The organism is Burkholderia sp. AU28863 (genome assembly GCF_002223195.1).
GTDB lineage: Bacteria > Pseudomonadota > Gammaproteobacteria > Burkholderiales > Burkholderiaceae > Burkholderia > Burkholderia sola.
This window is the reverse complement of the sequence record NZ_NKFE01000006.1, coordinates 483,816-498,296: the sequence shown is the minus strand read 5'-3', so window position 1 is coordinate 498,296 and position 14,481 is coordinate 483,816. Positions and strand designations below refer to the sequence as shown.

At 67.3% G+C, this 14,481-nt stretch carries 12 protein-coding genes; 9 read left to right on the top strand and 3 right to left on the bottom strand.

The features are described 5' to 3' along the window. Positions 1 to 10 precede the first annotated feature (10 nt). The 8 genes from CFB81_RS28900 to CFB81_RS28865 all read left to right on the top strand — a co-directional run bounded on the left by CFB81_RS28900 (position 11) and on the right by CFB81_RS28865 (position 7,946). Entirely contained in the window at positions 11 to 1,045 is a 1,035-nt protein-coding gene (locus tag CFB81_RS28900; RefSeq protein WP_089437417.1) for an NAD(P)-dependent alcohol dehydrogenase, read from the top strand. 3 nt (positions 1,046 to 1,048) lie between these two features. Further along, a complete protein-coding gene (locus tag CFB81_RS28895) occupies positions 1,049 to 2,242 on the top strand; it encodes an ABC transporter ATP-binding protein (protein ID WP_089437416.1) in 1,194 nt (397 codons plus the stop codon). A gap of 29 nt (positions 2,243 to 2,271) precedes the next feature. Next, positions 2,272 to 3,207, top strand: coding sequence for an AraC family transcriptional regulator (locus tag CFB81_RS28890; RefSeq protein WP_089437415.1), 936 nt, complete (start codon positions 2,272 to 2,274; stop codon positions 3,205 to 3,207). Further along, positions 3,204 to 4,670, top strand: a complete 1,467-nt coding sequence (gene xylB, locus CFB81_RS28885; protein WP_089437414.1) for a xylulokinase — start codon at positions 3,204 to 3,206, stop codon at positions 4,668 to 4,670. Before CFB81_RS28890 ends, xylB begins: the two co-directional genes overlap by 4 nt. A gap of 82 nt (positions 4,671 to 4,752) precedes the next feature. Continuing rightward, positions 4,753 to 5,808, top strand: a complete 1,056-nt coding sequence (locus CFB81_RS28880) for a MerR family transcriptional regulator (RefSeq protein WP_089437413.1) — start codon at positions 4,753 to 4,755, stop codon at positions 5,806 to 5,808. A gap of 30 nt (positions 5,809 to 5,838) precedes the next feature. Continuing rightward, a complete protein-coding gene (locus CFB81_RS28875; protein ID WP_089437530.1) occupies positions 5,839 to 6,126 on the top strand; it encodes a barstar family protein in 288 nt (95 codons plus the stop codon). Between the two features lie 383 nt (positions 6,127 to 6,509). Beyond that, positions 6,510 to 7,466 (top strand): hypothetical protein, encoded by a 957-nt coding sequence (locus CFB81_RS28870; RefSeq protein WP_089437412.1) that lies wholly within the window; start codon positions 6,510 to 6,512, stop codon positions 7,464 to 7,466. A gap of 42 nt (positions 7,467 to 7,508) precedes the next feature. Then, entirely contained in the window at positions 7,509 to 7,946 is a 438-nt protein-coding gene (locus CFB81_RS28865) for an N-acetyltransferase (RefSeq protein WP_089437411.1), read from the top strand. A gap of 25 nt (positions 7,947 to 7,971) precedes the next feature. Here the strand turns inward: CFB81_RS28865 and CFB81_RS28860 are convergent, their stop codons facing one another. From CFB81_RS28860 to CFB81_RS28850, 3 genes are all read right to left on the bottom strand, one after another. After that, positions 7,972 to 8,802: a peptidyl-prolyl cis-trans isomerase gene (locus CFB81_RS28860; RefSeq protein ID WP_089437410.1), complete on the bottom strand. Its 831-nt coding sequence runs from the start codon at positions 8,800 to 8,802 to the stop codon at positions 7,972 to 7,974. Positions 8,803 to 9,077: 275 nt separating this feature from the next. After that, positions 9,078 to 11,012, bottom strand: coding sequence for an SMP-30/gluconolactonase/LRE family protein (locus CFB81_RS28855; RefSeq protein ID WP_089437409.1), 1,935 nt, complete (start codon positions 11,010 to 11,012; stop codon positions 9,078 to 9,080). 452 nt (positions 11,013 to 11,464) lie between these two features. Next, positions 11,465 to 12,763 (bottom strand): dicarboxylate/amino acid:cation symporter, encoded by a 1,299-nt coding sequence (locus tag CFB81_RS28850; RefSeq protein ID WP_069617519.1) that lies wholly within the window; start codon positions 12,761 to 12,763, stop codon positions 11,465 to 11,467. A 481-nt stretch (positions 12,764 to 13,244) separates the two neighbouring features. Here CFB81_RS28850 and CFB81_RS28845 point away from each other — a divergent pair, with 481 nt between their 5' ends. Continuing rightward, entirely contained in the window at positions 13,245 to 14,399 is a 1,155-nt protein-coding gene (locus CFB81_RS28845) for a glycosyltransferase (protein ID WP_089437408.1), read from the top strand. Positions 14,400 to 14,481 lie beyond the last annotated feature (82 nt).

Genomic DNA, 14,481 nt, shown 5'->3' with positions numbered 1-14,481 from the left:
GGAGAACACGTTGAAAGCACTCGTCCTCGAACGCACGCGCGAACTCGCGCTGCGCGACATCGACCTGCCGCAGGCGGTCGGCCCCGGCGACGTCCGGATCAAGGTTCATACGGTCGGCGTCTGCGGCAGCGACGTGCATTACTACGTGCACGGCGGGATCGGCCCGTTCCGCGTCGACGCGCCGATGGTGCTCGGCCACGAAGCGTCCGGCACCGTCGTCGAGACCGGCGCCGGCGTCACGCACCTGCGCGTCGGCGATCGCGTGTGCATGGAGCCGGGCGTGCCGCGCCTCGATTCGCCCGCGACGCTGCGCGGGCTCTACAACCTCGACCCCGACGTGCGCTTCTGGGCGACGCCGCCCGTCCACGGCTGCCTGACGCCGTTCGTCGTGCATCCGGCCGCGTTCACGTACCGGCTGCCCGACAACGTGTCGTTCGCCGAAGGCGCGATCGTCGAGCCGCTGTCGATCGGCCTGCAGGCCGCGAAGAAGGCGGCGATGAAGCCGGGCGACCTCGCGGTCGTGATCGGCGCGGGCACGATCGGCGCGATGACGGCGCTCGCCGCGCTCGCCGGCGGCGCCGCGCGCGTGATCCTCGCCGACGTCGTGCCGGACAAGCTCGCGCTGTTCGCCGGCAACCCGGCCGTCACGACCGTCGACGTGCGTACGCGGCCGCTGGCCGACGCGGTGGCCGAAGCCTCCGGCGGCTGGGGCGCGGACGTCGTGTTCGAGGCGAGCGGCAGCGCGAACGCGTATGCGGGCCTCGTCGACCTGATGTGCCCGGGCGGCTGCGCGGTGCTGATCGGGATGCCGGTCGCACCGGTACCGCTCGACGTGGTCGCGCTGCAGGCGAAGGAAGGCCGCATCGAATCGGTGTTCCGCTACGCGAACATCTTTCCGCGCGCGCTCGCGCTAATCGCGTCCGGCGCGATCGACGTGAAGCCGTTCATCTCGCGCACGTTCCCGTTTTCCGAAGGCGTGCGCGCGTTCGAGGAAGCGGCGAGCGGGCAACCCAGCGACGTCAAGATTCAGATCGAAATGGATTGAGCCATGGCCCGAATCGTCTGCCACGCTTTGTCGAAGCACTACGACGGCGGCCCCGCCGTGCTGCATCCGCTCGACCTCGAGATCGCCGACGGCGAATTCATCGTGCTGCTCGGCCCGTCCGGCTGCGGCAAGTCGACGATGTTGCGGATGATCGCGGGCCTCGAGGCGATCACCGGCGGCGAGCTCGTGATCGGCGACGCGGTCGTCAACGACCTGCCGTCGCGCGAGCGCAATGTCGCGATGGTGTTCCAGAACTACGCGCTGTACCCGCACATGACGGTGTACGACAACATCGCGTTCGGCCTGCGGCGGCTGAAGGTGCCGACCGACGAGATCGACCGCCGCGTGCGCGACGTCGCGCGCATCCTGAGCCTCGACGCGCTGCTCGACCGCCGTCCGCGCGCGATGTCGGGCGGCCAGCAGCAGCGCGCGGCGATCGCGCGCGCGATGATCAAGACGCCGGCCGTGTTCCTGTTCGACGAGCCGCTGTCGAACCTCGACGCGAAGCTGCGCACGCAGTTGCGCGGCGACATCAAGCGGCTGCATCGGCAACTGAAGACGACCACGCTGTACGTCACGCACGATCAGCTCGAGGCGATGACGCTCGCCGATCGCGTCGTGCTGATGCGTGGCGGCCACATCGAGCAGATCGGCACGCCGGCCGAGCTGTACGGCCAGCCGCACACGGTATTCGCGGCGGGGTTCGTCGGCACGCCGGCAATGAACTTCGCGGACGGCACGATCGAGCGCATCGGCACGAACGTGCTGCTCGACTGCAACGGCGCGCGCTGGCCGCTGGCGTCTGCACGCTTCGCGCGGCTGCAGCACGGCCAGCAGGTCAAGGCCGCGATCCGCCCGAACCACCTGCAACTCGTCGCCGAAGGCGATCCGACCCCGGGCACGCTCACGCTGACCGGCACGGTCGAACTCGTCGAGCTGCTCGGCGCCGAGGCGCTCGTCACGCTGGACTGGCGCGGCCAGCCGTGCGCGGCCCTCGTGCCGGCCCCGATGGCCCCGGCGCCGGGCGCCGTGGTAGCGTTTCGCTTCGACGAAGAAGCCTTGCATCTGTTCGACGCCGGCACCGAGCGCAACGTCACGCTGCCGGACGCGAACGCGATCGCGCACGCGTCGCCGCCGGCGGCCGCGACGCGCGCCACGCCGCCTGCCGCGACGGGCTGGTCGATGTCCCGTCCGTAGCGCGCCGGCACGCCCCGACGGAGCACACGATGAACCCGGATCTCGAGATCGTTCCCACCCACCGCGACGAATCGTTCCGCGCGTGGGTCCACGACTATCCGCATTCGGTCGCGAAGTGGCACTTCCATCCCGAGTACGAGATTCACCTGATCCAGGCGTCGCGCGGCAAGGTGTTCGTCGGCGACCATATCGGCGATTTCGGGCCCGGCAACCTGATCGTCACCGGGCCGAACCTGCCGCACAACTGGGTCAGCGAGCTCGCCGACGGCGAACGCGTGCCGTCGCGCGACGTCGTGCTGCAGTTCTCGCGCGATGCGATCGAGAAGATGGTCGACGCATTCAGCGAGCTGCAGCCGGTGATCGAGCTGATCGACGACGCGGCGCGCGGCGTGCAGTTTCCCGACCGCATCGGCCTCGAGGTCGCGCCGCTGATGCTCGAGCTCGCCAGCGCGCACGGCTGCCGGCGCGTCGAGATCCTGATGTCGCTGTTCGACCGGCTGTCGTCGTGCCGCGAGCGGCGCGTGCTCGCGGGGCCCGGCTATCGCAGCGACGCGCAGCACTACATGTCGTCGACCATCAACCAGGTGCTGTCGTACCTGCAGCAGAACCTGCCCGGCATGCTGCGCGAAACCGACGTCGCCGCGTTCGCCGGCATGAGCGTCAGCACCTTCACGCGGTTTTTCCGGCGCCACACCGGCTCGTCGTTCGTGCGCTACCTGAACCGCCTGCGCATCAACGAGGCGTGCGAGCTGCTGATGTTTTCCGACCTGACGGTGACCGACATCTGCTACCGGGTTGGCTTCAACAACCTGTCGAACTTCAACCGTCAGTTTCTCGCGATGAAGCAGGTGCCGCCGTCGAAGTTCCGCGCGCTGCACCGGCTCAACGAACCGCACGGCCGCGACGACGCGCCGCCCCCGCGACGCGCGCCGCCGCGCGCCCCAGACAGGACGCTTCATACGTGACATATCTCGGCATCGATCTCGGCACGTCCGAGGTCAAGGTTCTGCTCACCGATTCCCGATCGGTCCCCCTCGCGACCGGCGCGGCCACGCTGTCGATCAGCCGGCCGCATCCGCACTGGTCCGAACAAAGCCCGCAGGCATGGTGGCACGCGATGCTCGACGCGATCGCGTCGGTACGCGCCGCGCATCCGGCCGGCTTCGCCGCGCTGCGCGGCATCGCGCTGTCCGGGCAGATGCACGGCGCGACGCTGATCGACCGCGCGGACCAGGTGCTGCGCCCCGCGATCCTGTGGAACGACACGCGCGCCGGCACCGAATGCGTCGAGCTCGAGGCGCTGGTGCCGGAATCGCGCGCGATCACCGGCAACATGGCGATGCCCGGCTTCACCGCGCCGAAGCTGCTGTGGCTCGCGAAATACGAGCCGGCCGTGTTTCGTGCGGTGCACAAGGTGCTGCTGCCGAAGGACTATCTGATCTGGCGCCTGTCCGGCGAGTTCGTGTCCGATATGTCCGACGCGTCGGGCACGCTGTGGCTCGACTGCGCGCGCCGCGACTGGTCCGACCGGATGCTCGCCGCGACCGAGCTGTCGCGCGCGCAGATGCCGCGCCTCGTCGAAGGCAACGCGGCCGCCGCGCAGTTGCGCGACGCGCTGCGGCGCGAATGGGGGATCGCCGGGCCCGTAACGATCGCCGGCGGCGCTGGCGACAATGCGGCGTCCGCGATCGGCATGGGCGTCACGGGCGCCGGCAGCGGCTTCCTGTCGCTCGGCACGTCGGGCGTGCTGTTCGCCGGCAACGACCGCTTCGCGCCGAACCCGGACGCCGCCGTGCACGCGTTCTGCCACTGCGTGGAAGGGCGCTGGCACCAGATGAGCGTGATCCTGTCGGCAGCCGCGAGCCTCGACTGGCTCGCGCGTGCGCACGGCGAGACGCCCGGCGCGCTGGCCGCGCGCGCCGAACACGCCGATCCGGCCCGCGCGCCGCTGTTCCTGCCGTATCTCGGCGGCGAGCGCACGCCGCACAACGATGCGCATGCGCGCGGCGTGTTCTTCGGGCTGTCGAACGAACACGATGCGGACGACCTCGCGTATGCGGTGATGGAAGGCGTCGCGTTCGCGATGGCCGACGGCTACGACGCGCTGCGCGCGGCCGGCACGACGCTCGACGCGGTGTCGTTCATCGGCGGCGGCTCGAAGAGCGCGTTCTGGGCGCGGTTGTGCGCGAACGCGACCGGGCTCGCGATGCAGCGCCATGCGGACGGCGCGGTCGGCGCGGCACTCGGCGCCGCGCGGCTCGCACGGCTGGCTGCGACGAACGACAGCCTGGAGGAAGTCTGTGTCGCGCCGCCCGTCACGGAAACGGTCGCGCCCGATTCCGCGTCGATCGATCTGCTCGCGGGGCGGCTCGCGCGCTATCGACGGTTGTATCGCGCGCTGCGCGACGAATTCGCGGCCGCCGATTGAGCGTTAGCGCGATCGCGCTTGACCCGGCCCTTGGGATCGCCTTTATGCTGACCGCAACGAATCGACAGCAAAGAGGTGACGGATGGGTACGGACACACTCCGCTTGAACGCATCGGCCGCCGCCGCCCGACTCGGCATCTCGATCAAGGCGCTGCGGCTGTACGAGCGGCACGGCCTCGTCATGCCCGAACGCACGCCGGCCGGATACCGCGCGTACGGTCCGGACGATCTTGCCCGCGCCGCCGACATCGCGGCGCTGCGCAAGCTCGGCCTCGGTCTCGCGCAGGTGGCGAACGTGCTCGACGGCGACGCGCGCCGTCTCGATGCCGCGCTGGCGGCTCACGAAACGGCGCTCGATCGCGGGATTCGGGATCTCGTTGGCAAGCTCGACAGCGTGCGCGCGATGCGTGCCGGCCTGGCACGGGGGCGGATGCCGACAGACGGCGAACTGACGCGGCTGGTCGACCCTGGCAGCGCGGGTGTTGCGTTCGACCTGCCGTGGCCCTGGGGTGGCGAACGGTTCGAGTGTCGCGATATCCGGCCGTTGAACTACATCATCGGTTCGCTGGGAAGCGGCAAGACGCGGCTCGCGCTTCGGCTGGCCGATGCGTTGCCCGGCGCCGTGTTCGTCGGCCTCGATCGGCTGGACGACGACTGTGCCGCGGCATTCGATGCATTGCGCGCCGATCCGGAACTGAAGTCCCGCGTCGACCGCACCGCGGCGTTACTCGCCGGCGACGGCGCGACGTCGGCGGCGGCGCTGACCGCTCTGCTCGTCAGCCTCGAAGCGGAAGGCCCGCGCGTGCGGATCGTCGACATGATCGAGCAGGGCCTCGATCAGGCCACGCAACGGGCGCTGATTGCGCATCTGCGCACATGCGCGGCCGCCGGCATGCGTCCGCTGTTCCTGCTGACGCGCTCGTCGGCGATCCTCGATCTCGCTGCGGTCGGCCCCGACGAAACCATCCTGTTATGCCCGGCCAACCACAGCCCGCCTGCGCGCGTGGCGCCTTACCCCGGTGCGCCGGGATATGAGGCCGTCGCCACGTGCCTGGCGGCGCCGGCGGTTCGGGAGCGGATTGCACGGCCGCCGGAAGCGCGCGCTATGATGCTCGGTACGGAGCGCGAAATGAATTGAATGTTTCGCGACTGTCCGTCGGAGAACATGATGGCACGCGACACGCGGGTGGAAATCGAACTCGACGATATCGAATCGACCGAACAGTTGCACGTGCGGCTGATGAAGCAGTTGAGTTTCCCGGATTGGTATGGAAGAAACTGGGATGCGTTCCGGGACGCCATTACCGCGCTGGTCGATATGCCGCTCGTTCTTCGGCTGAAAGGCTGGTCGGAATTCGAACGCCGCTTTCCCCGCGACGCGAGGCTGATGCGCGACTGCCTGCAGGACATGGCGCGGCAGTATCCGGCCTTCGCATCCCGGGTCGAGTACGATTGATCGAACTCGCCGCGCGCCGCAAGATTCGGCCGCTCACGATGAACGTGCGTAACGGCACGTGATTGCTGCCCCGCCAGCAAGCGATCGGATGATTCACCGTGTTCGATCCGCGCGCACAGCGCTTCCAGCTGATTCTTGGTTGCAGCAATCTGGCATCGATTCGCATCCGGATCCCGCCGCGCCCTCCTCCGCGCCATCGCCGGCCTCACCGCATGCCCGGGATCGGCAAAGTTCGTTGCTTGCCTGGCGCTATCGGGACATGTCGGAAAGCCGCCTTGTCCGGATGGCCAAAATCGCGCACAAACGGTCATTCGCGTTCAACATGAAGGACATCCGAAAGTCTTCGTTTCGGGTATCGTCCCCCTCTCCTGCCAGCACTCGACATGACCGAACGCAATGGAAACCGTACCGACCCGGCCGATATCGCCCCCTTCGACGCCATGAGCCGATTTCGCATCACGTACGACGGGCCCACGCTCGAATCGTCCGAGATGGACGTGCGCGAACTCGCGCCCGCGCTGCTCGCCTTCGGCGATTTGCTCGACGCGTCGACGCGCGCACTATGCGGCGATCGGGTCCGGCCGCAGGTCAACGTGCGCGGCAGCTTCAAGACCGGCAGCTTCGGCATCGACTTCACGCTCGCGACGTCGCTGCTCGGCCGCATGCGCGACATGCTGAGCGGCAGCGAAGGCACGGCGCTCGCCAATGCGGTGACGATCCTGATCTCGCTCGGCATCGCCGCGCCCAGGGCGAGGAAGGGGCTTTTCGCCGTCCTCAAATGGTTGCGTGGGCGCGAGATCACGCACGTGCGGATGCAGGACCACACCGCGGTGCTGCACGTCGACGGCGACACACTCGAAATCGATCTGTCCGTGCTCACGCTGCTACGCGACGTCCGCGTTCGCCGCGCAACCGCGCAAGTGCTTGCGCCGCTCGCGCGCGAAGGCATCGAGATTTTCGCGGCCGGCACCGATACCGAGGTGTACGAGACGGTCGCCCGCAACGAGATCGCATGGTTTCACGCGCCGGAGCCAACCGATGCGCTCCTGCTCGACGAGCATCGCAAGATGGCGTTCTCGATCGTGTCGCTCGCATTCAAGGACGATAACAAGTGGCGCCTGTACGACGGCACGTCGACGATTCACGCGACGATCACCGATGCCGGCTTCCTGTCGCGCGTGAACAACAGCCAGATCAGTTTCAGCAGGGGCGACGTGCTGTTGTGCAATGTCCGTATGCAGCAGTGGCAAACTTCGGACGGAGCAAAAACCGAATACGAGGTCACCAATGTCCTCGAACATCGTCCGGCCGGCCTGCAGATTCCGTTGTCGGGCCTGTGATCCACGCCGTGGCCTCGCGCCCGACGCAACCGCGCACCATTCATGAAACCGGCGATCCATCTGCGCGCTGCGTCTCGGGAAGACTTCCCGTTCCTGTTGACGCTCCGTCGACTCACGATGACCGAGCACCTGCAGCGCGTCGGCGCGCCGATCGACGATGAAGCGCACGACCGGCGCATCCGCGCGAATTTCGACGATGCGATGATCGTCTGCGAAAGCGCCGCCCCCATCGGCCTGCTGAAGGTGACGCGCGACGCCGGCGAATGGCACGTCCATCAGATCCAGATCCTCCCCGCGCGCCCGGGCCACGGAATCGGCGAGGCCGTGCTGCACGCATTGCTGACCGACGCGGCACGCATGCACGTGCCGGTGTCGCTCAGCGTGCTGCACGGCAATCCGGCGCGGCGGCTCTACGAACGGCTCGGCTTCCGCGTCGTATCCGCGACCGACACCAGCGCGAACATGATCTGGCGCGCGTGACGCGCGGCGATTCGACGCCTTCGCGTTACTGCGTGATCTTCGCGTCCTTCAGCAGATTGCCGATCATCTGCGCACTCGCCTTCTCGGCCGCGATCGCCTGCAACTGCTGCTGAAGCGTCGGCTTCGCGGTTTCGAAACCCGGCACCTGCGTCGGCCGCTTCGCATCCAGCTTCACGATCACCCGCGCGCCATCGACCGGAATCGAGTCCTTCGTCGCCGCGCCGACCGGCAGTTTCTCCAGTGCCTGCGCGACCGGCAGCGGCAACCCGGCTGTCTTGCCCTCCGCCGCCGGCGTATTGAAGCTCACCCACGGCAGCTCGCCGCCGGTATCGCGGCTCGGCGCCAGGCTGTACTGGCGCGCCAGCCCGTCGAACGATTTGCCCGCCTTCAGCTCGCTCAGCACGGTCGCCGCCGCCACCGCATCCTTGACGACGATCACGCGCGGCTTGTATTCGTTCTTGCCGAGCGCCGCGACGAGTTCGTCGTAGCGCGCCTTGACCTGCTCGTCCGTCACCGGCTCCGGCTTCACGTTGTCGCGCAGGTACAGCTGAACCTCGGCCGTCACCTTCGCCTGCTGCATCGCCGCCTTGACCTCGGGCTTGTCCGCGTAGTTCGCCTTCTCGGCCGCCTGCTGAACCAGCACGCGCGTGATCAGTTGATTCTTGATCGCCTGGCGAATCTGCGGCGAATCGGGCTGCCCGGACGCGCGCAGCAGCGTATCGACGTCGGCCTGCGTGATCGGCGTGCCGTTGACGGTCGCGACGGTCGCCGCCGTCTGCGCGTAGGCGGGGCCGCTCAGTGCGCCGGCCAGCGCGGCGATCGTCAACAGGCGGTTCGGTGTCGTTTTCATTTTCATCGTTGGGTCGCTTCGAGCATAAGAAACGCGGCAGGGGGCAGCCGCGCCGGTTCATCGTGCACGCCCGCACACCGTCTGCGGGAGCCGCCGCCATTGTGCACGGAACCGCATTTCCACGTCGGGAGGTTCGGGAACGCGGCCCGACACGGCGCGGCACGCAGGGTGCGTGCGATTCATTGCACACGCATTGCGCAACAATCCCGCGAAATGCGCACGATTGCTTTCACGACTTCGCGAGTACGGCCGCTGCCCGAAACGGCCACACGTTCAAACCGTCAGGGCGTCCACCGGTACACGGTGATGCTGTTTCCCTTCACGTTGTTCTTCATCACCACGTACTCGCCGTTCGAGCGGCGATACGCGCGGATGCTGTACATCGCATCGATCGCGCTGCTGGTATCGACGGTCGCGGGGCTCGCGTTGACCAGCGTCGTGTCGAGATTGCCGGTGCTGAGGTTGAACGCGTCGACGTTCGGCCACAGCGGCCCGCTGCTGCTGAACCAGTAGCCGACGAACAGGTGGTTGCCCGCCGCATCGATCGATTTCGCGCCGCTGTGCGGCAGCGTGATCACCGGGTCCGGCTTCGTCGTGTTGCCCGCGCGCCAGCCGTGATACACCTCGATGCGCGTGCCGATCGACGTCCAGTCGTTGCTGCCGACCGCGCCCTGCGCGAGCACCATCGTGTCGCTGTCCGCGAGATAGACGATGCGCGTCAGCGGCTGGATGCTGGCCGGAATGCGGGTCGCGACGCCGGGCCCCCACGACGGCTTGCCGTTCGCGTCGAAGCCGGTCAGCGGGTAATGCGTGATCGCGCCGGTCTTGTCGAGCCCGGCCCATACGCCGCCCTGGCTGTCGACGCTGAAGCCGCCGGTCACGCGCTGCGTCGTGTTGAACGCGGAGCCGGGAATCGAGCCGTCCGGAATCGCGATGTAGCCGTTCGCCGCGTTGAAGTGATAGAAGTAGAAGACGGGCGGATTCTGGCCGGCCGCGACGAGGATCCGGTTCGCGCCGACCGACGTGAGCAGCCCGAAGTGCTCGTCGCGCTGCGTGTCGCTCATGTTGATGCGCGGGTCCGACGGATACGTGAACGGATCGACGGTGTTCGCGACGAACTTGCCGCCCGCACTGCCGCTGTAGATATGCGTGCCGCCGTAGAACAGCGCGCCGTCCGTGACCGGGTCCGGCGCGGCGATGCCTTCGAAGTTCAGCGACTGCAGCGTCCAGCGCAGGTTGCCGCTGCTGCCGTACGCATGAATGTCGGTCGCGCCGTTGCGCCCGAGATCCCAGCTGCCGCCCCACGGGTTGTTGAGCACGTAGAGGTTGCCGCCGGTGTCCTTGCCGATCCCGACGATTCGCGTGAAGCGTTGCGCGCCGACCTGCCCCTTGATGCCCGTCGTCGTGTCGAGATAGCCGCCGCGCACGCCGAACGTGCCGGCCAGCGCGGGCCGGCCCGAGATCGAATAGCGCTTGATGTTCTGGTCGGGGCCTTCGTCGCCCACCAGCAGTTGCCCGGCCGCCGCATCGACATACAGCGCCGACGGCTGCGAACCGGCCGGCATCCGGATCGTGTTCAGCAACGCGCCGGCGGGGCTGAAGGCGACGATCGAGCCGGCACGCTTCTGCGCGACCCACACGTTGCCCGCGCCGTCCACCGCGAGCGCGCCCGGCGCCGACACGGCGATGTCCCGCTGCCACACACCATCGGTCGTGAACACGCGCACGCGATTGCCGTAGAAGTCGCTCGCATAGAGCAGCGAGCCGGCCGTCGCGAGCCCGGTGACGACGTCGATGCGCGGCTGGTTGGTCGCCGCGCTGATCTGGATCACGAGGTCGCGATACTTGGTCGCGCGGTTGTAGCGCCCCACCGCACCGCTGCCGTACGTCTTGCCCGGCTGCAGCGCGACGAACAGCGACGTTGCATTGCCGGTGATCGCGCTGCCCTGGAATTCCGAATGCGCGCCGATCGAGCCGATGCTCTTGCCGTTCTGGTAGATCGCGACGCCGCCTTCATCCTCGTCCCACATCGACGCCGTGTAGATCACGCCTTCGGGCGCGACCCACATCGCGCGCGCGACGTTGCCGACGTGCGCCGCGAGCGTGCCGTACGTGTTCGCGATCCAGTCGGTGGTGTTGGCTGCGTGCGCGGCCGGCGCGAGCGCGGCGATCGCCGCGGCGACGACCGCAGCCTGGATGCGTTTTCTGGCGACCATGACGGATGCTCTCCTGAATCGGGTAATCGTTCACACGAGGGATCGGCCGGCCAGATGGCTTGTAGTCCGCGAGATGTAAATTCTTCCCCGAATCATCCGGTGCGGTCGGTATGACATACGGCATGCATTCGATCATGCGCAGGGCGAGAATAGCGTTATATAAATCGAAAAAAATTGCGAATCGCCCGCGCTTGCGACGCGCTCGACCGTGCGTCAGTGAACGGTCACTTACGCGGCGAATCAGGAATCGGGAGAATCAGGCACTCGCCTGCCGGAATATCGCCGCCCATTCGACGTCGATCAATTGAAACGGCGAATGCCATTTCGGAAGTATCGGAAAAACTACCGCGTCCGACGCAAATCGCCGGCCTGATCCGTATCGCGTCCAGGCCGGCGAATATCATTTGCCGCGGGTCGGGCAACGCGGCGTTGCACCGCCGCATTGCCACACATCATGCCGACGTTTCGCGCACCTTCACCTCGGCCACGCGCGCGCCGTCCGAATCGTCGTCGTCGCGCGGCGCGCCGAGCTGCCCTTCCCACTTCGCGACCACGGCCGCCGCGATCGAATTGCCGACGGCGTTGGTGGCCGAGCGCCCCATGTCGAGGAACATGTCGACGCCCATGATCAGCAGCAACCCGGCTTCAGGCAGATTGAACTGGTTGAGCGTCGCCGCGATCACGACCAGCGATGCGCGCGGCACGCCCGCCATCCCCTTCGACGTCACCATCAGCATCAGCAGCATCGTGATCTGCGTGCCGAGCGGCAGATGGATCCCGTACACCTGCGCGATGAACAGCACCGCGAACGTGCAGTACATCATCGAGCCGTCGAGGTTGAACGAATAGCCGATCGGCAGCACGAAGCTCGAGATCTTGCGGTTCACGCCGAAGCGGTCGAGCGCGTCCAGCAGCTTCGGATACGCGGCCTCGGAGCTCGCCGTCGCGAACGACAGCAGGAAGGGCTCGCGGATCAGCCGAAGCAGCGTGAACGCGCGCTTGCCGAGGAACGTCACGCCGGCGAGCGTCAGCACGGCCCACAGCAGCGCGAGTGCGAGATAGAAGCTCGCCATGAACTTCGCGAACGTGAGCAGGATGCCGAGCCCTTCGGTCGTGATCGTCGACGCGAGCGCCGCGAACACCGCGACCGGCGCGAACCACATCACCGCGCCCGTCACCTTCAGCATCACCTGCGCGAGATCGTCGATCACGCCGGTCAGGCGCTTGCCCGCTTCGCCGAGCGCGGACAGCGCGGTGCCGAAGAAGATCGAGAACACGACGATCTGCAGGATCTCGTTGTTCGCCATCGCCTCGGCGATCGACTTCGGCACCAGGTGCACGACGAAATCCTTCAGCGTGAACGCGCCCGTCTTCAGGTTCAGCGCCGCATCGGACGGCGGCAGCGGCAGGCTCAGGTGGCTGCCCGGCTGCAGGATCGTCGCGGCCAGCAGACCGAGCAGCAGCGACGTGAACGACGCGATGAAGAACCAGCCGAACGCCTTGACGCCCACGCGGCCCACCGCGCCGCCGTCGCCCATCTGCGCGATGCCGACGGTCAGCGTCGCGAACACCAGCGGCGCGATGATCATCTTGATCAAGCGCAGGAACACGTCGGACAGCAGCGACACGTAGCCGGCGACTTCCTTCGCCATCTTCGGGTCGGGAAACGCGCTATGGCAGGCGTAACCCACGGCGATACCAAGAATCATCGCGACAACGATGTACCCGGTAATGTTGTGTTTCTTCTTCATTAGTCGTCCAAATTACAAAGCGTATGTTGCTAACGGCGGGCCGATCATTCGCGTCCGGCGGCGAATCGAAACCTGTGTCGCCATCCGGGCGATCCGTCCGCTGCGGGCGGTCTCCGGCGGTCACCCGGGCGGACAGGGGGGGCATTCTAACGCAAATGGCGCACCAGCTTTCAATTCTGAAAGCGGCGCGGGTTGATTTGCGTCCTGATGTCGTCGGGAAAGGACGTGTCGGCGTGCACGACGCGACACGATGCAGCGATCGCGACACATTCTCACAAAGATGCGCAGACATCGACACTACGGCACGTAACCGATCTGTAATATTTGGAAATGATTCGCGTTGACGCCGGCGCTTGACGCCAACACGCAATCTCGAGCCGGAAACGCGGCATCGCGTTCACGTCATTGCTTCCATCAGGTCGAGTCATTCATTTCATCAGCAATCCTTTGAAATGAATGACCGGGAAAAAGCCGCATCGTGATGAACATTCTGTACACCAACTTCCACGGCGATTACGGCGGCGGCCAGGACACCTACGTCCGCGATCTCGCGGTCGCGATGAGCCGCCATCACCGCGTGACCGTGGCGTCGCCGGAAGGCAGCCGCCTGTCGCGGCTCCTGCGGGACAGTCCCGACGTGGCGATCTTCGACATGGAATTCAAGCCGCGCTGGAACCGGCTGTGCCGGGAGATTCTGCGGCTGCGCCGGCGGATCGCCGCCGAGCGCTTCGACGTGATCCACGTGAACGGGTCCGCCGATCACCGGCAGGTGATGCTCGCGCTGCTCGGCTGCCGGTATCGACCCGCGGTCGTGCTGACCAAGCACAACACCTATCGCGCCGACAGCTTCGGCAATCTGCTGCGCGCGCGGCTCGCCACCGACCACACGATCGCGGTCAGCGACTACGTCGCGAGCATGCTCGCGCTGCGCTCGCCGTACGGAAACGTCACCGTGGTCAAGCACGGCGTGCGCCGGCCGGCTGCCGAACGACTGGCGGCCGACGAGATCCGCCGCCGCAAGATCGCGCTGTTCGGGGCGGCCGGCGCGGACGCGATCGTGCTGGGCAGCAGCGCCGGCACCGCGCCCGAAAAAGGCTGGATGGACCTGATCGCGGCGCTCGGCCGCCTGCCCGAAGCCGAGCGCGAGCGGTTTCGCGTGCTGCTGGTCGGCGCGGAGCCGTCCCGCGAGCAGCGCGAGCAGCTCGCGCGGCACGGCATGGCGTCGCGCACCGCGTTCACCGGGCGCCTCGACGATGTGCGGGCGCCGTTCTCGATCATCGACGTGTCGTTCGTGCTGTCGTATCACGAGAGCCTGTCGTATGCGTGCCGCGAAGCGATGTCGCTCGGCTGCCCCGCGATCGTGACGCGCGTGGGCGGGCTGCCCGAAAACGTCGAACCGGGCGTGGACGGCTGGGTCGTCCCGCCGCGCGAGCCCGCGGCGATCGAAGCGATCCTGCGCGCGATCGTGCAGGCGCCCGGTTGCATCCGGGCGATGGGGCGCAGCGCGCGGCTGAAAGGCCGCCGCGAATTCTCGTTCGACGCGTTCATCGACGCGACCTTGTCCGTCTATCAGAAATCGGTTCGACACAACCCGTCGCGCTGGGTGACCTCGTTGAGAAACACGAAATGGCAATGAATATCTGGAAGAAATACTGGGACCTGCGCACGCAGGAGTGCGACTTCAAGACCCTGCGGATTTTCCGCAAGGCCGCGTAATC